This is a genomic window from Actinoallomurus purpureus, from assembly GCF_024055795.1.
Lineage (GTDB): Bacteria > Actinomycetota > Actinomycetes > Streptosporangiales > Streptosporangiaceae > Actinoallomurus > Actinoallomurus purpureus.
The window spans coordinates 292,015-313,652 of sequence record NZ_JAMXMY010000002.1; the positions used below are offsets into that span (position 1 = coordinate 292,015).

Consider the following 21,638-nt stretch of genomic DNA (forward strand, 5'->3'; position numbering starts at 1 on the left):
ACGAAAGGTGACGAGTGGGCGTCGAAATCAGAGTCGAAGGGCTGACCAAGTCCTTCGGGCGTCAGGTCATCTGGGAGGACGTCACGCTGACACTGCCCGCCGGTGAGATCTCCGTCCTCCTCGGACCCTCCGGCACCGGCAAGTCGGTGTTCCTCAAGACGATGGTCGGCCTGCTCAAGCCCGACCGCGGGCACTGCTGGATCGGCGACAAGGACATGCCGAACCTCCGCGAGCACGACATGTACGAGGTGCGGAAGCTGTTCGGGGTGCTGTTCCAGGACGGCGCGCTGTTCGGCTCGATGAACCTCTACGACAACGTCGCCTTCCCACTGCGCGAGCACACGCGCAAGTCCGAGTCCGAGGTCCGGCGCATCGTCATGGAGAAGATGGAGATGGTCGGCCTGGTGGGGGCCGAGAACAAGCTCCCCGGCGAGATCTCCGGCGGCATGAAGAAGCGGGCCGGCCTGGCCCGCGCCCTGGTCCTCGACCCGGAGATCATTCTCTGCGACGAGCCCGACTCCGGCCTCGACCCGGTCCGCACGGCGTACCTCAACCAGCTCATCGTCGACCTCAACGCCGAGATCGATGCGACGTTCCTCATCGTCACGCACGACATCAACACCGCCCGTACCGTCCCGGACAACATCGGCCTGCTGTTCCTCCGCCAGCTGGTGATGTTCGGTCCGCGCGAGATGCTGCTGTCCAGTGAGGAGCCGGTCGTCCGGCAGTTCCTCAACGCCCGCAGGGTCGGCCCGATCGGCATGTCGGAGGAGAAGGACATCTCCGAGCTGGAGGCCGAGGCCCGCCTGGGACGCGACCCGGGTGAGCTGCCTCCCATCCCGCCGCAGCTCATGACCAGCGACGGGCGCATCCGCCGCACCCAGCGACCGCCCGGCGAGTGGCTGCGGACGCACGGCGTCACCGCACCGCCCGGGTCCTTCATCGACGAGATGGGCCGCGACTGGCTCCAGGAGTGGCCGCGGTACATCGCCGCCATGTCGGCCGGTGCCGGGCAGCACCCCGAAGGCGCCCGCTGATGGCGCGCGCCGGCAAGGTGGCCGACGGTGTGGCCAATGTCACACTGCGCGAGCCGGGCCGCTTCTTCGCCCTGTCGCTGGACACCTTCCGGGCGATGTTCAAGTGGCCGTTCCAGTGGCAGGAGTTCCTGCAGCAGGCATGGTTCATCGTCAGCGTCACGGTCGCGCCCACGATCATGGTGGCCATCCCCTTCGGTGCGGTCCTGTCGCTGCAGGTCGGCAACCTGATCCGGCAGCTCGGCGCGCAGTCGCAGACCGGATCCACCGCGGTGCTGGCGATCGTCCGCGAGGCCAGCCCGATCGTGACGGCGCTGCTCATCGCCGCCGCCGCGGGCTCGGCCATCTGCGCCGACCTGGGCGCCCGGAAGATCCGCGAGGAGATCGACGCGATGGAGGTGCTCGGCATCAACCCGCTGCACCGCCTCGTGGTGCCGCGGGTGCTGGCCTGCGCCTTCGTCGGGCTCTTCCTCAACGGGATCGTCTCCGTCGTCGGCATCGCCGGCGGCTACGTCTTCAACGTCATGCTGCAGGGCGGCACGCCTGGCGCCTACATCGCCTCGTTCAACGGCCTCGCCCAGCTGTCCGACCTCTACCAGGCCGAGGTGAAGGCGGTCGTGTTCGGCGTCACCGCCGCGCTCGTCGCCTCCTACAAGGGCCTGACCGCCTCCGGCGGCCCCAAGGGCGTGGGTGACGCGGTGAACCAGACCGTCGTCATCGCGGCCATGGCCCTGTTCGTGGAGAACTTCGTGCTCAGCGCGCTGTACTTCCAGCTCGTCCCGCAGAAGGGCATGTGATGGCGGCCGGTGCCTGGGGCGGGTTCCGCACCGCCAAGCGCGTCATCGACGCTCCGATGGAGCGACTGGAGGGCTTCGGCCACCAGATGGCGTTCTACGTGCGGGCGTTCGCGTGGGTCTGGCGGGTGATCTTCCGCTACAAGAAGGAGGTCATCCGCCTGCTGGCCGAGGTCAGCCTGGGCACCGGTGGCCTGGCCGTCATGGGCGGCAGCGTGGCGATCGTCGGCTTCATGACGTTCTTCACCGGCACCGAGGTCGGCCTGCAGGGCTACAACGCTCTCAACCAGATCGGCAGCGCCGCCTTCAGCGGGTTCGTCTCCGCGTACTTCAACACGCGCGAGCTGGCGCCCACGGTGTCGGCGCTGGCGCTGTCGGCCACGGTCGGCTGCGGCTTCACCGCCCAGCTCGGCGCGATGCGGATCAGCGACGAGATCGACGCCCTGGAGGTCATGGGCGTGCCGTCGCTGCCGTTCCTGGTGACGACGCGGCTGGTGGCGGGCATGCTCGCGGTCATCCCGCTGTACGTCATCGGCCTGCTGGCGTCGTTCGTCGCCACCCGGCTGATCGTGACCGTGTCGTTCGGCCAGTCCAGCGGCACGTACGACCACTACTTCTACCTGTTCCTCCCACCCCACGACGTGCTGTGGTCGTTCGGGAAGGTCCTGGTCTTCGCGATCCTCGTCATGCTCATCCACTGCTACTACGGCTACAACGCCAGTGGCGGACCGGCCGGCGTGGGCCTGGCGGTCGGCCGCGCGGTCCGTACGAGCCTGGTGGTCGTCAACATCGTGGACCTGCTCATGGGGATGGCGATCTGGGGCGCGACCACCACGGTACGGATCGCCGGCTGAGACGAGAGGTGTGAGTGCGCGATGTCGATTGCTGAGCCGGGGGAGGACTCGTGAGTTACACCCCGCCCTTCGGCTCATGGTCCGAGCGGTTGCGCTACCGCCTGTACGGGCTGGCGTTCGTGATCGTCGTGACACTGCTGGTCGTCCTGATGATCGCGCAGTACAACAAGGCGTTCACGCCCGTCTACCACGTCACCGTCGACAGCGACCGTGCCGGCCTGCAGCTCGTCCCGCACTCCGACGTGAAGGTCCGCGGCCTGATCGTCGGAGAGGTCAGGAAGATCCGCCAGACGCCGAAGGGCGCGGCGATCGACCTGGCGCTCGACCCGGGCAAGGCGCAGCTCATCCCGCAGAACTCCTCGGCCCGGATGCTGCCCAAGACGGTGTTCGGTGAGAAGTTCGTGGACATCGTCCCCCCGGCGGGCACGGTCGGCGGCCCTCACCTGAAGAACGGCGACGTCATCCCGCAGGACCGCTCGACCACCGCGGTGGAGGTCACCCAGGTCCTCGACGACGTCATGCCGCTGCTGGACGAGGTCGAGCCGGCCAAGCTCAACGCCACACTGAACGCCCTGGCCACCGCGTTGCAGGGCCGGGGCGACGAGATCGGGCAGATGCTCGTCGGCGCCGACGACTACCTCAAGCGGCTCAACCCGCACCTGCCCACCATCGTGCACGACCTGCGGCAGCTCGCCGTCGTCAGCGACAACCTCAACGGGGCGGCGCCCGACCTGATCTCGATCATGCAGAACCTCCAGACGACGAACCGCACGATCGTCGACAAGGAGCCCCAGCTCGTGGCGGCTCTCGACAAGGGCATCAACCTGACCGGACAGGCGACGGAGTTCGCCTCCGACAACGAGCCACGCCTGGTCGGCGCGATGATCGCCAACAGGCAGTCGCTCGCGCTGCTGGCCAAGTACTCCCCGGGCGTGCCGTGCGTCCTGCAGGGCATGGCCAAGCTGACGCCCCGCCTGGTCGACGCGATGGGCGGCCGGCAGCCGGGCGTGCACGTCACCCTCGAGCTCGTCAAGCCACGGCCCGGGTACAAGCCCGTCCTGGACCGTCCGGAGTTCAAGGACCACCGCAATCCGCGGTGCTACGGGCTGCCGAACCCCAAGGTGCCGTTCCCGCAGTACCAGCTCCTCGACGGAACCGAGGACGACCAGTGGTGGGCCGGCGGCGCGGGCCGGTCCCTGTCCAGCGTCCTGGTCAAGCCGGGCGGATCGACGGACGATGACACGCTGCTCAAGGGCCTGCTCGGGCCCGCCATGGGCACCAGGGCCGACCAGGTCTCCGACCTCGCCTCACTGTTGTACAAGCCGGCCGCCAACGGAATGGTGGTGACCGTCAGGTGAAGACGACCTCGGCAGTGGTCAAGCTGCTGATCTTCGCGGTCATCGCGACGCTCGCCACGGCGGTGCTCGCGATCACCATCTCCAACACGCAGTTCGTGGCGAGCCGGAAGTACCACCTGGTCTTCACCGACGCGGCCGGCCTCAACTCCGGCGACGAGGTCCGGATCGCGGGCGTGCGCGTCGGGCAGGTCGACGGCATCAAGCTCTACCAGGGGCACCTGGCCAAGGTCACGATCTCGGTCCTCAAGGGCCAGACCCTGCCCCGCAGCACCCAGGCCCAGCTGCGGTATCGCAACCTGATGGGCCAGCGCTACGTCTCCCTCACCGAGGGCTCCGGGCAGGGCGGCGAGCTACCGACGGGCGGCACGATCCCCAAGGAGCAGACCCAGCCGGCGTTGGATCTGACCGCGCTGTTCAACGGCTTCCGGCCGCTGCTGCGGGCGATCAAGCCGCAGGACGTCAACCAGCTCACGTACCAGATCATCCAGGTGCTGCAGGGTGAGGGCGGCACGGTGAACGGGCTCCTCGCGCACGTCGCCTCCCTGACCGAGACCCTCGGCAACCGCGACGAGGTCATCGGCCGGGTCATCGAGAACCTCGACAAGGTCGTCGCCACCATCGACTCGCGCGACCAGGAGGTCTCCGCGCTCATCACCAACCTCAAGAGCCTCGTGTCCGGGCTGTCCGCCGACCGCCACGCGATCGGCGAGTCGCTCGTGAGCGTCAACCAGCTGATCTACACCACGAACGGCCTGCTCACCGACGTACGCCCGTCGGTCAAGGCCGACATCGCCTCGCTCGGCCACCTGTCGAAGGTGCTGGCGAACAACGGCGGCCAGCTGGACAAGGCGTTCGCCACGATGCCGACCAACTTCATGTTGCTGGACCGGGCGGCGTCGTACGGCTCCTGGTTCAACTTCTACCTGTGCAGCCTGGACGCGCGCATCAGGCTGCCCGGCCAGGTCTCCTTCAACACTCCGCAGATCCTGAACGAGAACGCCCGGTGCAAGAGGTGATCAGGTGATCGAGGCAGCGACGAGGGGAGCGCGGCGGTGAGAGTCTCCTTCCGTGACCGTGACCCCCTGATGATGGGCATCGTCGGCATGTCGTCGGTGGCCCTGCTCGTGTTCGGCGCGTTCAATCTGACGATCTTCCAGGGCGGCACGGTCTATCACGCGGCGTTCACCGAGGCCAGCGGGCTCAAGCCCAACGAAGAGGTGCGCATCGCCGGCGTCAAGGTCGGCAAGGTCAGGAGCGTCAAGCTGGAGGGCGACCACGTCAGGGTCGCCTTCAGCGCCGGCTCCCACGTCCGCTTCGGCACGCAGTCCCAGGTCCGGATCAAGATCTCGACGCTCCTGGGCGCGCACTACCTCGAGGTCCAGCCGAGGGGCGACCGCCGCCAGTCGCCGCACACGGAGATCCCCACGTCGCGCACCGCCCCGTCGTACGAGGTCGTGCCCGCCCTGCAGGACCTCTCGGGACAGCTGCAGAAGATCGACGTCCCGCAGCTGGCGAAGGCGCTCGACACCCTGGACCAGACACTGAAGTACTCCCCGGACAACGTACGCCGGACGCTGAGCGGGCTGCGGAAGATCTCCCACGCGATCTCCTCCCGCGACGACGAGCTGAGCAGCCTGCTCGGCCACACCCGCAGCCTCACGGGCCTGCTCGCCGACCGCAGCGGCGACCTCGCCCAGCTCGTCTCCGGAGGCGGGCTGCTGCTGCAGGAGCTCAACGACCGGCGCCAGGTGATCACCTCGCTGCTGTCCGGCACGGTCAGCCTCTCGAACCAGATCACCGGGGCGATCGAGGAGAACCGCGCCACGCTGAACCCCGCGATGCGCCAGCTGCACCGCGTCCTGGACATCCTGCGGCGCAACCAGGGCAACATCGACAAGTCGCTCAAAACGCTGGGGCCCTTCGTCACCGTCTCGGCGGACGCGACCGCCCAGGGCCGGTGGTTCGACGGCTACCTGCAGAACCTCATCCCGCTCCCGGTCGCGATCGGGCCGGCCCAGCCGCCGATCGACGACCACCGGAGCGGGTCCGGGAAGCGCGCGCCCAGCGGTACGACCACGCCCGGCACGGGTCGTGGGTGAGATGAGAGGTACGTACGAGGTGTCTCGATCGGAGCGGCCCGTGCGCCGCGGAGCGGCCAGGGGCACGCGGATTCTCGTGGCGGCGCTCACGCTCACCGCGGCGGTCTCGGGCTGTTCGTTCCGAGGCGTGTCGAACATGCCGCTCCCCGGCGGCATCGACACCGGCTCCGACGCGTACGACGTGAAGATCGTCTTCTCGAACGTCCTCGACCTGGTGCCGCAGTCGCAGTGCCGTGTCAACGACGTCCCGGTCGGCAAGGTCACCAGGATCCGCCTGGTGAACTGGCGGGCCGAGGTCACCTGCCGGCTCCGCGGCACGGTCGACCTGCCGGCCAACGCGGCCGCCACGGTCTCTCAGACCAGCCTCCTCGGCGAGAAGTTCGTGGCGCTGTCCGCGCCGCAGGGGCAGGCGCCGCAGGGGAAACTGGCGCAGGGCGCGGAGATCCCACTCGAGCGCACCTCCCGCAACACCGAGGTGGAGGAGGTGCTGTCGGCGATGTCCATGCTCATCACCGGCGGCGGCCTCGAGCAGGTCTCCACGATCAACCATGAGCTCAACGCCGCCATGCAGGGCCGCACCACGCAGATGCGCGACCTGCTCGACCGCGTCAACACGTTCGTCGGCACCCTCGACCGGCAGAAGGCCCAGATCGTCACGACGATCGACAAGGTCGACCGGCTGGCCGCCACGCTCGCCCGGCACAACCAGACGATCGCCGACACGATCGACAGCACCGGCCCGGCCGTGAAGATCCTCGCCGAGCAGCGGCAGGATCTGACCAAGCTCCTCGTCAACATGGACAAGCTCGGGACCGTGGCCACCCGGGTGATCAACCGGTCGCACGACGACACGGTGGCGAACCTGAAGTCCCTGCAGGTCGTGCTGGCCAACACCGACAAGGCCAGCAGCGTCATCCCGAAGGTCCTGGGCGGCCTGTTCACGTTCCCCTTCCCGCAGACGGTCTCCCAGGCCCTCAAGGGCGACTACGGCAACCTGTTCGCCACCCTGGACCTCGACGTGGGCAACATCTCGCACAACTTCCTGGCGGGCACGGCGCTCGACACGGCGGCCAAGACCGCGGACAAGCTGCAGGCGTCCCTGCCGGCACCCCGGACGAGCGTGCCCGACAACCCGCTGGGCGTGCTCCCGCAGGGCGGCACGGGCGGCTCGCAGCAGGGCGGCTCCGGCGGCTCCCAGCAGGGCGACGGCGGCGGCATCCTGCCGCCCCTGGGAATGCGGGGCGGCGCGCCGGGTGACGACCTGGGCGCCCTGCTGAGCGGAGGCACCGCATGATCATCAAACGCGGCGTCAAGATCCAGCTGACGATCTTCGCGATCATCACGGTCCTGACCATGGCCTACACCCTCGTGAACATCATCGGCCTCGGCCAGACCGTCCTCGACCTGCGGTACCGCGTGTACGTCGACATGGCCGACTCCGGCGGCATCTTCACCAACGCCGAGGTCACCTATCGCGGGGTCACGGTCGGCCGCGTCGGGCCGCTGCACCTGACGAAGGACGGCGTCCGCGTCGAGCTGCGCATCAACCGCGACCGCAAGGTGCCCGACAACGACGTGCAGGCCTACGTCCTCAACCGGTCCGGCGTCGGCGAGCAGTACGTCGACCTGCGCCCGGCCGGGAACGGCCCGTCGCTGAAGAGCGGCGACGTCATCCCGCGCGACCACACCCACCTGCCCGTCCAGACGTACGAGCTGCTGCACAACATCGACGCGCTCGTGCGCACCGTGGACCCCAAGGACCTCGGAACCGTCATCGACGAGCTCGACAAGGGCCTGTCGGGCACCGGGCCGGACCTGCAGTCGCTCATCGACTCGAACCAGAAGATCCTGGCCGCGCTGAACGACACCTACCCCGAGACGATCGCGCTGCTCAACAACGGGCGTACGGTCCTCGACACCCAGGTCGACGAGGGGTCGGTCTTCCGTGAGTTCTCCCACAATCTCGCGTCGCTGACCGCCGAACTCAAGCGCGACGACCCCGACGTCCGCAAGTTCCTGAACGTCACGCCGGGCGCCCTCGACCAGGGCACCGACCTGCTGGACCGCCTCCAGCCGACCCTGCCGACCCTGCTCGCCAACGGCTCGGTGATCGGGCAGGTCCTGACCTCGCGCACGACGCAGCTGCGGACGTTGCTGGCCACCTACCCGCTCATCGTCGGGGGCGCCTTCAGCGTCACCCCCGGCGACGGCACGGTGCACTTCGGCCTGGAGCTCAACTTCAACCAGCCGCCCGTCTGCACCAAGGGGTACGGGGGCACCCGGGTGCGCTACCCCCAGGACACCCGGCCCGCGACCATCAACCCGAACGCCTCCTGCAAGGCGCCCTCGGGCGCCACGACGGCCGTACGCGGCTCCCGGAACGCGCCTCCGGCGGGGCCCTATCCGAAGCTGCCCGCCGGCGCGACCTCCGGGGCCGGATTCCCGTACGAGACGTCCGGCGGCACCGGCTCCGGCGACGGCGGGGACAAGGCGAAGCAGGCCTCGGCGACGGGGCGGTCGGCGGGGAGCGGCGGTTCCTCGACGGGGGACTCCGGCACCGGGCAGACGGCCTCTTCCGGGCTGCAGACGCTGTTCGTCAGCGGTTACGATCCCCGGACCCGCGTGTACGTGGGACCCGACGGCAAGCGATACCGCCTGGGCAAGGTGAGTCAACTGACGGGAGACGCTTCATGGCAGACGCTTCTGCTCAGCCCGATCGTGGGCTGAGCGGCCGCCGCCTGGGGGTGACGCTCGCGCTGCTGGGGGTCCTTCTCGTCGCCCTCCTGGTGCCGGTGGGCTACCTCGCCGACAAGACGTACGCCGCCGACACCCGCAGAGCCGACATCGACACGGTGCAGACCGTCGCCCGCCGGGTCGTCACCAACTTCTACTCGATCAGTTACCAGAGCTTCGACCAGGACGCCCAGCGGGTGTACGCCGACCTCGCCGACAAGTTCAAGACGCAGGCCGTCCAGCAGCTGGGCACGAGCTGGAAGCAGACCGTCGTGAACAACAAGCTGGTCTCCAGCGCGGCGGTGTCCGCCTCCGGCGTCATCGACATCCGGGCCACGTCGGCCGAGGTCATCGTCACCGTCCGTCGGACCGCGCAGTCGACGCAGGTCAAGGCGGCGACCTCGTCGTGGCAGAGCGCCCAGGTGCAGCTCACCAAGGTCGGTGGCCACTGGCGGGTCTCCGGGATGGGAGGGCTGCAATGACCGCGCTCACCAGACGCAAGGGCACGTCGGCCGAGACCCCCGCCGAGGAGACGGCGGCGGACGCAGCGGCGCGGCGGTCGCCGGCCACGGTCCCGCTGGCCGTCCTCGCCTGCGCGGTGCTCGTCGTCGCCGTCGGCTGCCTGTTCCTCTGGCACCAGAAGGCCGAGGACGACGCGGTCCAGCACGCCCGTGAGGACGGGCTGGCCGCCGCGCAGTCCGCCGCCAAGGACCTGCTGTCGTACAACTACCGGACGCTGGACTACGACCTGGGCAAGGCGAAGTCCGAGATGACCCCCGCGATGGCGAAGTCCTACACCGAGTACTGGAAGATCTTCCGGCCGTCGGTGGAGAAGAGCCAGACCCAGGCGCTGACCCAGATCCAGGTGGCGGGGGTGACGCAGGCGGCGGCCGACCACGTCGAGGTGCTCCTCTTCGTGAAGATGATCTCGGTGAACGCCGCGCACAAGGAGCCACAGGTCGACACCTCGTGGCCGCGCCTGCAGATGAAGAAGATCGGTAAGAGGTGGCTGATCGACGGGCCGCGGATGACGACGCCGCCTCCGGCCTCTTCCGGCGCGACCCCGACGCCGACCCCGTCCGCCTCCAAGTGACGATGATCGGCACGCGAGCTGCGACGTCGCCGCGCGCGGGTGCGGCGGCCGGCCGGCGCGCGGACGGAGAGGTGCCCGCTTCCCCGTAAACTATGGGCTTCCTCACCCTCGCTCAGGGGGCGGAATGTCCATGTCTAGTCTTGACGTGGGGCCGCTGACGAGCGATGCTGCGGAGCAACTGTGATGCATACCGTGGCAGCGCGCTCGACAGCGGTGTAGCAATCGGCTACACTGCCCCTTTGCGCTGCCCTCTGACTATCCACACATCGGCACCCCCGTTTTGGCGGGGTTCATTCGACGTGGATCGTCTGGCGTGCGCGTCGTCAGTCCCGCCGCGAGCCCTCGGAAGGACCACTCTTGGCAGCCTCGCGCAACGCCTCGACTACCGCAACCGGTCCGAACCGCGTTTCTTTCGCGCGTATCAAGGAGCCTCTGGAAGTTCCGGACCTCCTCGCGCTGCAGACCGAGTCCTTTGACTGGTTGCTCGGTAACGAGAGGTGGAAGGCCCGGGTCACTGCGGCCCAGCAGGCCGGTCGTAAGGATGTCCCGACTCAGTCGGGACTCGAGGAGATCTTCGAAGAGATCAGTCCGATCGAAGACTTCTCCGGCACCATGTCCCTCTCGTTCCGCGATCACCGGTTCGAGCCGCCGAAGTACTCCGTCGAGGAGTGCAAAGACAAGGACATGACCTTCTCCGCCCCGATGTTCGTCACGGCGGAGTTCATCAACAACTCCACGGGGGAGATCAAGAGCCAGACGGTGTTCATGGGCGACTTCCCGCTCATGACCCCGCGAGGCACTTTCATCATCAACGGCACCGAGCGTGTCGTCGTCTCACAGCTCGTCCGTTCGTCCGGCGTCTACTTCGACCGGGCCCTGGACAAGACGTCCGACAAGGACATCTTCGGCTGCAAGGTGATCCCGTCGCGCGGTGCGTGGCTCGAGTTCGAGGTCGACAAGCGTGACAACGTCGGCGTTCGTATCGACCGCAAGCGCAAGCAGAGCGTGACCGTGCTGCTCAAGGCACTCGGGTGGAACGACGCCCGCATCCTCGAGCGCTGGGGCGACTACGAGTCGATGCGGATCACCCTCGAGAAGGACCACACGACCGGGCAGGACGACGCCCTGCTCGACATCTACCGCAAGCTGCGTCCGGGCGAGCCTCCGACGAAGGAGTCCGCGCAGACGCTGCTGGAGAATCTCTACTTCAACCCGAAGCGCTACGACCTCGCCAAGGTCGGCCGCTACAAGGTCAACAAGAAGCTCGGCCTTGACCTGGGGCTCAGCCAGGGCACGCTGACCGAGGACGACATCGTCACCACCATCGACTACCTCGTGCGGCTGCACGCCGGCGAGGAGCAGATGGCGCCGGCCGGCCGTGAGGTCCCCGTCGAGGTCGACGACATCGACCACTTCGGCAACCGTCGTATCCGCTCAGTCGGCGAGCTCATCCAGAACCAGGTCCGCCTGGGCCTGGCCCGCATGGAGCGCGTCGTCCGCGAGCGCATGACCACGCAGGACGTCGAGGCGATCACCCCGCAGACCCTGATCAACATCCGCCCGGTCGTGGCGTCGATCAAGGAGTTCTTCGGCACCTCGCAGCTGTCGCAGTTCATGGACCAGACCAACCCGCTCGCGGGTCTGACGCACAAGCGTCGCCTGAACGCGCTGGGCCCCGGCGGTCTGTCCCGTGAGCGCGCCGGCATGGAGGTCCGTGACGTCCACCCGTCGCACTACGGCCGCATGTGCCCGATCGAGACGCCGGAAGGCCCGAACATCGGTCTGATCGGCTCGCTGAGCTCCTACGGGCGGGTCAACTCCTTCGGCTTCATCGAGACGCCGTACCGCAAGGTCGTCGACGGTCGGGTCATCGACCAGATCGACTACCTGACGGCGGACGAGGAGGACCGGCACGTCGTCGCGCAGGCGAACACGCCGCTCGAGGACGACGGCAACTTCACGGAGAACCGCGTCCTGGTCCGCCGGAAGGGCGGCGAGGTCGAGTTCATCCCGCCGTCCGAGGTCGACTACATGGACGTCTCGCCGCGCCAGATGGTGTCCGTCGCGACGGCCATGATCCCGTTCCTCGAGCACGACGACGCGAACCGCGCGCTCATGGGCTCCAACATGCAGCGCCAGTCCGTCCCGCTGCTGCGCAGCGAGGCGCCGCTGGTCGGCACCGGCATGGAGTACCGCGCGGCAACCGACGCCGGCGACGTCATCACCGCCGAGAAGGCGGGTGTCGTCGAGGAGGTCTCGGCCGACTACATCACCGTGATGAACGACGACGGCACGCGCACGACCTACCGTGTCGCCAAGTTCAAGCGGTCGAACCAGGGCACCTGCTTCAACCAGAAGCCCATCGTGTACGAGGGGCAGCGGGTCGAGGTCGGCACCGTCGTCGCCGACGGTCCCTGCACCGACAACGGCGAGATGGCGCTCGGCAAGAACCTCCTCGTGGCGTTCATGCCGTGGGAGGGCCACAACTACGAAGACGCGATCATCCTCTCCCAGCGTCTGGTGCAGGACGACGTCCTGTCCTCGATCCACATCGAGGAGCACGAGGTCGACGCCCGTGACACCAAGCTGGGTCCGGAGGAGATCACCCGGGACATCCCGAACGTCTCCGAAGAGGTCCTGTCCGACCTGGACGAGCGCGGCATCATCCGCATCGGCGCCGAGGTCACCACGGGCGACATCCTGGTCGGCAAGGTCACGCCCAAGGGCGAGACCGAGCTGACTCCGGAGGAGCGCCTGCTGCGCGCGATCTTCGGCGAGAAGGCCCGCGAGGTCCGCGACACCTCCCTGAAGGTGCCGCACGGCGAAGAGGGCAAGGTCATCGGGGTCCGCGTGTTCAGCCGGGAAGAGGGCGACGAGCTCCCGCCGGGCGTGAACGAGCTGGTCCGGGTGTACGTCGCCCAGAAGCGCAAGATCACCGATGGTGACAAGCTCGCCGGCCGTCACGGCAACAAGGGCGTCATCTCCAAGGTGCTGCCGATCGAGGACATGCCGTTCCTGGAGGACGGCACCCCGGTCGACATCGTCCTCAACCCGCTCGGCGTGCCGGGCCGGATGAACGTCGGCCAGGTGCTGGAGACCCACCTCGGGTGGGTGGCCAGCCGAGGCTGGAAGGTCGACGGGGACGACGCCGAGTGGAAGCGCCAGTTGAAGGCGATCGGCGCGGACGCCGCCGACCCGGGCACCAACGTCGCGACGCCGGTGTTCGACGGTGCTCGCGAGGAAGAGATCACCGAGCTGCTCGACAGCACCATGCCGAACCGCGACGGCCAGCGCATGGTGCAGAAGACCGGCAAGGCGCGGATGTTCGACGGCCGCACCGGTGAGCCCTTCAAGGACCCGATCGCGGTCGGTTACATCTACATTCTGAAGCTGCTCCACCTGGTCGACGACAAGATCCACGCGCGTTCGACCGGCCCGTACTCCATGATCACCCAGCAGCCGCTCGGCGGTAAGGCCCAGTTCGGTGGCCAGCGCTTCGGTGAGATGGAGGTCTGGGCGCTGGAGGCGTACGGCGCCGCCTATGCCCTCCAGGAGCTGCTCACGATCAAGTCCGACGACGTCCTCGGCCGCGTCAAGGTGTACGAGGCCATCGTCAAGGGCGAGAACATCCCTGAGCCGGGCATCCCTGAGTCCTTCAAGGTGCTGATCAAGGAGATGCAGTCGCTGTGCCTCAACGTCGAGGTGCTCTCCAGCGACGGCATGTCCATCGAGATGCGTGACACCGACGAGGACGTCTTCCGTGCTGCGGAAGAGCTCGGCATCGACCTGTCCCGGCGCGAGCCGAGCAGTGTCGAAGAGGTCTGAGGATCGGTGAGCCGAGGCGTGCACGACGTGAGCGGCCGTCAGGGCGGACATCGCCCTGCCGGTCGCTCCCGAAGTGAGCGCCACGGCGGATCCGACCTCGGAATCGGCATACGACAACAGGGGACTGGTTAACAAAGTGCTCGACGTCAACTTCTTCGACGAGCTCCGGATCGGCCTGGCCACGGCTGACGACATCCGGCAGTGGTCGCACGGTGAGGTCAAGAAGCCGGAGACGATCAACTACCGGACTCTCAAGCCGGAGAAGGACGGGCTCTTCTGCGAGAAGATCTTCGGTCCGACCCGCGACTGGGAATGCTACTGCGGTAAGTACAAGCGCGTCCGCTTCAAGGGCATCATCTGTGAGCGCTGCGGCGTCGAGGTGACCCGCGCCAAGGTTCGGCGCGAGCGGATGGGCCACATCGAGCTGGCCGCGCCCGTGACGCACATCTGGTACTTCAAGGGTGTGCCGAGCCGGCTGGGCTACCTGCTCGACCTGGCGCCCAAGGACCTCGAGAAGATTATTTACTTCGCGGCGTACATGATCACACATGTCGACGCCGAGATGCGTGAGCGCGACCTGCCGTCGCTGGAAGCCAAGATCTCCGTGGAGCGGCAGCAGATCGAGCAGCGCCGCGACGCCGACATCGAGGCCCGGCAGAAGAAGCTCGAGGGCGACCTCGCGGAGCTCGAGGCCGCCGGGGCCAAGGGCGACCAGCGTCGCAAGGTGCGTGAGGGCGCCGAGCGGGAGATGAAGCAGCTTCGCGACCGGGCGCAGCGTGAGCTCGACCGGCTCGACGAGGTCTGGAACCGCTTCCGCAACCTCAAGGTCCAGGACCTTGAGGGCGACGAGCTGCTCTACCGCGAGATGCGCGACCGCTTCGGCCGCTACTTCCAGGGCGGCATGGGCGCCGCGGCGATCCAGAAGCGCCTGGAGAGCTTCGACCTCGACGCGGAGTCCGAGCGGCTGCGGGAGACCATCCGCAGCGGCAAGGGCCAGAAGAAGGCCCGTGCTCTCAAGCGCCTCAAGGTCGTCTCGGCGTTCCTCAACACCCGCAACAGCCCGCGGGGCATGGTGCTCGACTGCATCCCGGTCATCCCGCCGGACCTGCGCCCGATGGTGCAGCTCGACGGTGGCCGGTTCGCCACGAGCGACCTCAACGACCTGTACCGCCGCGTCATCAACCGGAACAACCGGCTGAAGAGGCTGCTCGACCTCGGCGCGCCCGAGATCATCGTCAACAACGAGAAGCGGATGCTGCAGGAGGCCGTCGACGCGCTGTTCGACAACGGCCGCCGCGGCCGGCCCGTCACCGGGCCGGGCAACCGTCCGCTCAAGTCGCTGTCCGACATGCTCAAGGGCAAGCAGGGCCGGTTCCGTCAGAACCTGCTCGGCAAGCGCGTCGACTACTCCGGCCGTTCCGTGATCGTCGTCGGCCCGCAGCTGCGGCTGCACCAGTGCGGTCTGCCCAAGCAGATGGCGCTGGAGCTGTTCAAGCCGTTCGTGATGAAGCGGCTGGTCGACCTCAACCACGCGCAGAACATCAAGAGCGCCAAGCGCATGGTCGAGCGGGCCCGCCCGGCCGTGTGGGACGTGCTGGAAGAGGTCATCACCGAGCACCCGGTGCTGCTGAACCGAGCGCCGACGCTGCACCGCCTGGGCATCCAGGCCTTCGAGCCGCAGCTGGTCGAGGGCAAGGCCATCCAGATCCACCCGCTCGTCTGCACCGCGTTCAACGCGGACTTCGACGGTGACCAGATGGCCGTGCACCTGCCGCTGTCGGCCGAGGCCCAGGCCGAGGCGCGCATCCTGATGCTCTCGACCAACAACATCCTCAAGCCGTCGGACGGCAAGCCGGTCACCATGCCGACGCAGGACATGGTCATCGGCCTGTTCTGGCTGACCACGGAGAAGGAGGGCGCCGAGGGCGAAGGCCGCGCGTTCTCCAGCCTCTCTGAGGCGATCATGGCCTACGACCGGGGCGACCTGAACATCCAGTCCAAGATCCAGGTCCGGCTCAAGGACGTCCCGCCGCCGCGCGGCTGGACGGCTCCCGAGGGCTGGGAGGCCGGTCAGCCGATCCGCCTCGAGACGACGCTCGGCCGGGCGCTGTTCAACGAGGCGCTGCCGCCGGACTTCCCGTTCGTCAACTACGAGGTCGGCAAGAAGCAGCTGTCGGTGATCGTCAACGAGCTGGCCGAGACCTACCCGAAGGTCGATGTCGCGAACGCGCTGGACGCGCTGAAGGACACCGGCTTCCGGTGGGCCACCCGGTCCGGCGTGACCATCGCGATCGACGACGTCATCGCCCCGCCGAACAAGGCGGAGATCATGGCGTCGTACGAGCAGCGGGCCGACAAGGTCCAGCGTGAGTACGACCGCGGTCTGATCACTGACGACGAGCGCCGTCAGGAGCTCATCGAGATCTGGACCCACGCCACGGCCGACGTCGCCAAGGACATGGAGGCGGCCTTCCCCGCCACCAACCCGATCTGGATGATGATCAACTCCGGTGCGCGCGGTAACCCGCTGCAGCTCCGGCAGATCGCCGGTATGCGTGGTCTGGTCTCCAACCCCAAGGGTGAGACCATCCCGCGGCCGATCAAGTCGTCCTTCCGCGAGGGCCTGTCCGTGGTCGAGTACTTCATCGCCACGCACGGCGCCCGTAAGGGTCTGGCCGACACCGCCCTGCGTACCGCCGACTCGGGTTACCTGACCCGTCGTCTGGTGGACGTCGCGCAGGACGTGATCGTCCGCGAGGACGACTGCGGCACCGACCGTACGATCAAGTTCGCGATCGCGACCCGGGGTGCCGACGGCACCCTGATCAAGATCGCGAACTCCGAGAACAGCCTCGTCGGGCGGAACCTCGCCGACGACATCGAGGTCGACGGCACCGTCCTGTTCAGGGCCGGCACCGACGTCAACGACGTCATTCTCACCCGCCTCATCGAGGCCGGGGTCGAGATCGTCCGCTTCCGGAGCGCGCTGGTCTGCGAGTCCAAGATCGGTGTCTGTGCGAGGTGCTACGGTCGCTCGCTGGCCACCGGCAAGCTCGTGGACGTCGGCGAGGCGGTCGGCATCATCGCCGCCCAGTCGATCGGCGAGCCCGGCACCCAGCTGACCATGCGGACCTTCCACACCGGTGGTGTGGCCGGTCTGGACATCACGCACGGTCTGCCGCGTGTCCAGGAGCTGTTCGAGGCGCGCGTCCCCAAGGGCGTCGCCCCGATCAGCGAGGTCGCCGGGCGGGTCCGCATCGACGAGACCGAGAAGACCCGCAAGATCGTGGTCATCCCGGACGACGGTAGCGAGGAGATCGCCTACCCGGTGCCGATGCGGTCGCGGCTGCAGGTCAAGGACGGCGACCGCGTCGACGTCGGCCAGCAGCTCATCCAGGGTGCGATCAACCCGCACGAGGTGCTGCGCATCCTCGGCCCGCGCGCGGTCCAGCTGCACCTGGTCGACCAGGTGCAGGAGGTCTACCGGTCGCAGGGTGTGTCGATCCACGACAAGCACATCGAGATCATCGTTCGGCAGATGCTGAAGCGGGTCCAGGTGCTGGAGTCCGGCGACACCGACATGCTGCCGGGCGTCGAGCTCGTCGAGCGGCCGCGGTTCGAGGAGCTCAACCGCTCCGTCGTCGCCGAGGGCGGTCAGCCCGCGGTCGGCCGTCCGCAGCTGATGGGCATCACCAAGGCGTCGCTGGCCACCGAGTCCTGGCTGTCGGCGGCCTCCTTCCAGGAGACGACGCGGGTCCTCACGGACGCGGCGATCCACGCCAAGTCCGACCCGCTGGTCGGCCTGAAGGAGAACGTCATCATCGGAAAGCTCATCCCGGCCGGTACCGGCATGCCGCAGTACCGCAACATCCGGGTCGAGCCGACCGAGGAGGCCAAGGCCGCGGTGTACTCCGTCGGGTCCTACGACGAGGGCGCCGAGTACGCCTTCGGCCAGGGCTCCGGCGAGGCCGTGCCGCTGGAGGAGTACGACTTCGGTCAGTACAACCGATAGCCGATCGTTGTAGGGCGGAACGCAGGCCAGGGGCCGTCTCCGGGTGTTCCGGAGGCGGCCCCTCGCCGTTTCACCACGACCGTGGGCGAGGACGGTGATTTGCGGTCATGCCGGTGACCAGGGCAGTCTGGTCCGGTGAACCAGCGGAGGACACACCGACTGGGGGCCGACGCCCGGACCGGGAGGGCCGTGATTCGACACAGGCCTTCCAGTGATGTCATGCGGCCGGCCCGCCGGAGGCGAGTCGCCCGCGGAGCCGGCGCTGAAGGAGTCCGACGATGACCGAGCAGAACGGCGGCCAGGGATCTCACTGGCCACCGCCTGACCAGCAAGGATCATCCGAGTCGCCCGACAGCGACAAGGGTGCCGCACCGGGCGGCCCGGAGGAGCCGAAGGAGCCGGCGCCGCCGGTGCCCGAGGGGCTGTCCGAGGACGTCCTCGAGTCGGGCCGCACCGTCATGTTCGGTGCCCCGCGCCGCCCCATCACTCCGCCCGCGCCCGCCGAGGGCGACGCGGCCGGGTCCGGTGCGGCCGGGACGGAATCCGCCGCCGGCGAGCAGGCGCCGCCGCCCTACGGCGCGCCCGGGCAGCCGTACGGCCCGCCGGGCTCGCCACCCCCGTACGGAACGCCCGGAGCACCGCCGCCTCCACCGCCGTACGGTCAGCCGGGCACGCCGCCGGCCTACGGTCAGCCCTCCTATGGTCAGCCTCCGTACGGCACGCCGGGGGAGCAGCCTCCTCCGCCCCCGTACGGCCAGCAGCCGCCCGCCGGCGGGCCGCCGTACGGCGGACGCCCGGAGGACCAGCCGCCGTACGGCCAGCCGGGCACGCCCCCGCCCTACGGCCAGGCTTCCTACGGTCAGCCGCCGTACGGCCAGCCGGGCACGCCGCCGCCGTACGGTCAGCAGCCCTACGGCCGGCCGGGTGAGCAGCCCGGTTCGCCGTACGGTCAGCCGGGCTCTCCGTACGGCCAGGGGAGCGAGCAGTCCGCGCCGTCGTACGGTCAGCAGGGTCAGCAGGGTCAGCAGCCGGGCTCTCCGTACGGTCAGCCGGGCGAGCAGCCCGGTTCGCCGTACGGTCAGCCCCCCGCATCGCCCTACGGTCAGCAGCCTTACGGGCAGCCGCCCACGGGGCCGTCCTCGTACGGCCGGCCGGGCGAGCAGAATGACCCGCAGCAGCCCTCCTACGGCGACCAGGGGCCGTACGGCCAGCCTGGGTACTCCCAGCCCCACGGTCAGCCCTTGGGCGGCCCTGCGACGCCTCCGGCGTTCGGCGAGCCGGGCGGGAGCGTCGGCTCGGAGGGTGCGCCGTCGGCCCCCTCGCCGGGCACGGACGAGGACGAGGGCGAGCGCACCTCGGTCGTTCCCCCGTCGGAGCCGACCGGTGAACGCCCGGCACCGTCAGCCGAGGGCGGTTTCGGCGCGCCGGCGACCACGGCCTTCCGGGCCTCTGAGGGAGAAGGAGCGACGGGCGAGCACCTGCCTCCGTCGTCTTTCGGGGCGCCGTCGCCGGCGTCCGGCGGCACCGACCAGCCCCAGCCGCCCTCCACGATGCTGGACCGGCCACTGGAGACGGGGCCGTCCGGGGGCGAGCAGTCGTCGCGGACGGGCGACATCCCGGCCTTCGGCGCACCGCCGGGTGACGTTCCAGCGTTCGGCGCGCCCTTTTCCGGCGAGCCCGCGTCGAGCGAGCCGCTGCCGGGGGACGACCGGGGCGATGGCGAGAACGGCGGCGCGGAGCGAACGATGCTCGTGCCGCCTCCGGAGGCCGGCTTCGCGGAGCGGAGCCGCGTCGACGAGGAACCCCCTCCTTACGGCGCCGACAAGCCCGCCGGGGCGGCGCCCGACGTGGACGGCGTCAGCACCACCGCCTTCGGCCGGCCGTCGTCTCCGTCCTCGACCGGGGAGCACGCGCCGTACGGCGGGCAGCCGGTGGGCGAGTCGGGTCCGCAGCCCTGGGCCGCGCCGTCCGGGGAGCCGGGCGGTGGCCCGCAGCAGACCGGCCCGCAGGGGTCCGGTGAGCGGCAGGGGCCGCCGCAGGGCTACCCGCAGCAGGGGTACGGCCAGCCCGCCTACGGACAGCAGCAGGGTTACGGCCAGCAGCAGCCGTTCGGCGAGCAGGGCCAGGGTCAGCAGGGCCAGCAGGGCCAGCAGGGCCAGGGTCAGCAGCCGTACGGCCAGCAGGGCCAGGGTCAGCAGGGCTACGGGCAGCACGGCCAGGGTCAGCAGCCGTACGGCCAGCAGGGCTACGGTCAGCAGCAGGGTTACGGTCAGCAGCAGTCCGGTCAGCAGGGCTTCGGTCAGCAGCAGGGTTATGGCCAGCAGCAGCCGTCGCCGTACGGCGGCCAGCAGTCCTTCGGCCAGGAGGGCGGTTTCCCCGGCTACGGCCAGGCGCAGTCCTCCTCCGGCGACGACTCGAAGCGCAAGCTCTTCATCGCGCTGGGCGTGGGCGCGGTAGTGCTGGTCATCCTGATCATCGTGCTGTTCATGTCCCTGTGAGGTCGGGCGTTCGAGGCCGCCTCTTTCCCCGCGCGGACGGGTAGGACAGAATGCCGACGGGAACATCCGTCGGCATTCTGGCGTTTCTCACAGCGAACGTCCCCCCCGATTTTCGGCGTGGCGGGGCTTGTTTTGACCTCGCACGCGGGTGTTAGGTAGTCTCTCCCTTCGTGCCCGCGGGTTCGCGGGTTCAGCGTGCGCGCGCAGCCGGTCTCGGCGGCCACCCTTGCGGTGGCGAGTCTGGTCGGTGTGCGGTACGGGTTCGACTCCCCCGAGTTCGTCCGGCCCATTGCGGGCCGGCGACGATGTGGCAGGCGCGACACGCCCGACCACGGGGGTGGGGGACGAGAAGAAAAGTGCAGGTCCTGGCCGCGTAAGTGGTTCGAGATCTGTGGCCGCGCGCAAGCGCGGCAACCAACCAGGACTTACCGGTTCGGTACGAGGAAGACGGAGACGCGGTGCCCACGATCCAGCAGCTGGTCCGCAAGGGCCGCCAGGACAAGGTGACCAAGAACAAGACCCCGGCGCTCAAGGGGAGCCCGCAGCGCCGTGGTGTCTGCACGCGCGTCTACACGACGACGCCCAAGAAGCCCAACTCGGCGCTTCGTAAGGTCGCCCGTGTCCGGCTGACCAGCGGGATCGAGGTCACGGCCTATATCCCCGGTGTCGGACACAACCTGCAGGAGCACTCGATCGTGCTCGTGCGCGGTGGCCGTGTGAAGGACCTCCCCGGTGTTCGGTACAAGATCATCCGGGGGTCGCTCGACACCCAGGGTGTCCGGAACCGGAAGCAGGCGCGCAGCCGCTACGGCGCGAAGAAGGAGAAGAGCTGACATGCCTCGCAAGGGTCCCGCAGGCAAGCGCCAGTTGATCGCTGACCCGGTGTTCAACTCACCGCTGGTCACCTCGCTGGTCAACAAGGTCCTGCTCGACGGTAAGCGGTCGATCGCGCAGAGCATCGTGTACGACGCACTCGAGGGTTGCCGCGAGAAGACGGGCAACGACCCGGTCGTCACGCTGAAGCGCGCACTGGACAACGTGAAGCCGACCCTCGAGGTCCGCAGCCGGCGTGTCGGTGGCGCCACCTACCAGGTGCCGGTCGAGGTACGCCCGTCCCGCAGCACCACGCTGGCGCTGCGCTGGCTCGTGCTGTACGCCCGGCAGCGCCGCGAGAAGACGATGACCGAGCGGCTGATGAACGAGCTGCTCGACGCGAGCAACGGCCTCGGCGCAAGCGTGAAGAAGCGCGAGGACACCCACAAGATGGCGGAGTCCAACAAGGCCTTCGCGCATTACCGCTGGTAACGCCCAGCACCTAGTCGTACGAGACAAACGAGG

Annotated in this window: 15 protein-coding genes; all 15 read left to right on the top strand. The window is 68.8% G+C overall.

Translation table 11 applies throughout. From position 1 onward, the window contains the following. Positions 1 to 14: 14 nt before the first annotated feature. The 15 genes from NE236_RS06025 (at position 15) to rpsG (ending at position 21,605) form a co-directional block, all read left to right on the top strand. Positions 15 to 1,037: an ABC transporter ATP-binding protein gene (locus NE236_RS06025; protein WP_252840800.1), complete on the top strand. Its 1,023-nt coding sequence runs from the start codon at positions 15 to 17 to the stop codon at positions 1,035 to 1,037. Further along, complete coding sequence (locus NE236_RS06030) at positions 1,037 to 1,831, top strand: MlaE family ABC transporter permease (protein ID WP_252840801.1); 795 nt, start codon at positions 1,037 to 1,039, stop codon at positions 1,829 to 1,831. Before NE236_RS06025 ends, NE236_RS06030 begins: the two co-directional genes overlap by 1 nt. Next, complete coding sequence (locus NE236_RS06035) at positions 1,831 to 2,682, top strand: MlaE family ABC transporter permease (RefSeq protein ID WP_252840802.1); 852 nt, start codon at positions 1,831 to 1,833, stop codon at positions 2,680 to 2,682. Before NE236_RS06030 ends, NE236_RS06035 begins: the two co-directional genes overlap by 1 nt. A gap of 50 nt (positions 2,683 to 2,732) precedes the next feature. After that, positions 2,733 to 4,040, top strand: a complete 1,308-nt coding sequence (locus NE236_RS06040; RefSeq protein ID WP_252840803.1) for an MCE family protein — start codon at positions 2,733 to 2,735, stop codon at positions 4,038 to 4,040. Further along, entirely contained in the window at positions 4,037 to 5,056 is a 1,020-nt protein-coding gene (locus NE236_RS06045; protein ID WP_252840805.1) for an MCE family protein, read from the top strand. The genes NE236_RS06040 and NE236_RS06045 overlap by 4 nt, the downstream gene beginning before the upstream one ends. Before the next feature lie 36 nt (positions 5,057 to 5,092). Further along, a complete protein-coding gene (locus NE236_RS06050) occupies positions 5,093 to 6,139 on the top strand; it encodes an MCE family protein (protein WP_252840806.1) in 1,047 nt (348 codons plus the stop codon). Between the two features lie 40 nt (positions 6,140 to 6,179). Continuing rightward, positions 6,180 to 7,433, top strand: coding sequence for an MCE family protein (locus tag NE236_RS06055; protein ID WP_252840807.1), 1,254 nt, complete (start codon positions 6,180 to 6,182; stop codon positions 7,431 to 7,433). Beyond that, positions 7,430 to 8,866 (top strand): MCE family protein, encoded by a 1,437-nt coding sequence (locus tag NE236_RS06060; protein ID WP_252840809.1) that lies wholly within the window; start codon positions 7,430 to 7,432, stop codon positions 8,864 to 8,866. The genes NE236_RS06055 and NE236_RS06060 overlap by 4 nt, the downstream gene beginning before the upstream one ends. Next, entirely contained in the window at positions 8,830 to 9,354 is a 525-nt protein-coding gene (locus tag NE236_RS06065) for an Rv1363c family protein (protein ID WP_252840810.1), read from the top strand. The genes NE236_RS06060 and NE236_RS06065 overlap by 37 nt, the downstream gene beginning before the upstream one ends. Beyond that, complete coding sequence (locus tag NE236_RS06070) at positions 9,351 to 9,965, top strand: hypothetical protein (protein WP_252840811.1); 615 nt, start codon at positions 9,351 to 9,353, stop codon at positions 9,963 to 9,965. The genes NE236_RS06065 and NE236_RS06070 overlap by 4 nt, the downstream gene beginning before the upstream one ends. Before the next feature lie 357 nt (positions 9,966 to 10,322). After that, positions 10,323 to 13,790, top strand: coding sequence for a DNA-directed RNA polymerase subunit beta (gene rpoB / locus NE236_RS06075; RefSeq protein WP_252840812.1), 3,468 nt, complete (start codon positions 10,323 to 10,325; stop codon positions 13,788 to 13,790). A 136-nt stretch (positions 13,791 to 13,926) separates the two neighbouring features. Then, positions 13,927 to 17,802 carry a DNA-directed RNA polymerase subunit beta' gene (locus tag NE236_RS06080; RefSeq protein WP_252840814.1) on the top strand — a complete coding sequence of 1,292 codons (3,876 nt, stop codon included), beginning with the start codon at positions 13,927 to 13,929 and terminating at the stop codon, positions 17,800 to 17,802. 278 nt (positions 17,803 to 18,080) lie between these two features. Next, a complete protein-coding gene (locus NE236_RS06085) occupies positions 18,081 to 20,300 on the top strand; it encodes a hypothetical protein (RefSeq protein WP_252841165.1) in 2,220 nt (739 codons plus the stop codon). Positions 20,301 to 20,758: 458 nt separating this feature from the next. Beyond that, positions 20,759 to 21,133: a 30S ribosomal protein S12 gene (gene rpsL, locus NE236_RS06090; RefSeq protein ID WP_019632621.1), complete on the top strand. Its 375-nt coding sequence runs from the start codon at positions 20,759 to 20,761 to the stop codon at positions 21,131 to 21,133. A gap of 1 nt (position 21,134) precedes the next feature. Further along, positions 21,135 to 21,605 (top strand): 30S ribosomal protein S7, encoded by a 471-nt coding sequence (rpsG, locus tag NE236_RS06095; RefSeq protein WP_252840816.1) that lies wholly within the window; start codon positions 21,135 to 21,137, stop codon positions 21,603 to 21,605. Positions 21,606 to 21,638: the final 33 nt, after the last annotated feature.

What these genes read in the sequence shown, in the direction of transcription:
- NE236_RS06030 (WP_252840801.1), top strand. Translation starts at nt 1,037, where the DNA reads ATGGCGCGCGCCGGCAAGGTGGCCGACGGTGTGGCCAATGTCACACTG.
- NE236_RS06035 (WP_252840802.1), top strand. Translation starts at nt 1,831, where the DNA reads ATGGCGGCCGGTGCCTGGGGCGGGTTCCGCACCGCCAAGCGCGTCATC.
- NE236_RS06060 (WP_252840809.1), top strand. Translation starts at nt 7,430, where the DNA reads ATGATCATCAAACGCGGCGTCAAGATCCAGCTGACGATCTTCGCGATC.
- NE236_RS06065 (WP_252840810.1), top strand. Translation starts at nt 8,830, where the DNA reads ATGGCAGACGCTTCTGCTCAGCCCGATCGTGGGCTGAGCGGCCGCCGC.
- NE236_RS06070 (WP_252840811.1), top strand. Translation starts at nt 9,351, where the DNA reads ATGACCGCGCTCACCAGACGCAAGGGCACGTCGGCCGAGACCCCCGCC.
- NE236_RS06085 (WP_252841165.1), top strand. Translation starts at nt 18,081, where the DNA reads ATGACCGAGCAGAACGGCGGCCAGGGATCTCACTGGCCACCGCCTGAC.
- rpsG (WP_252840816.1), top strand. Translation starts at nt 21,135, where the DNA reads ATGCCTCGCAAGGGTCCCGCAGGCAAGCGCCAGTTGATCGCTGACCCG.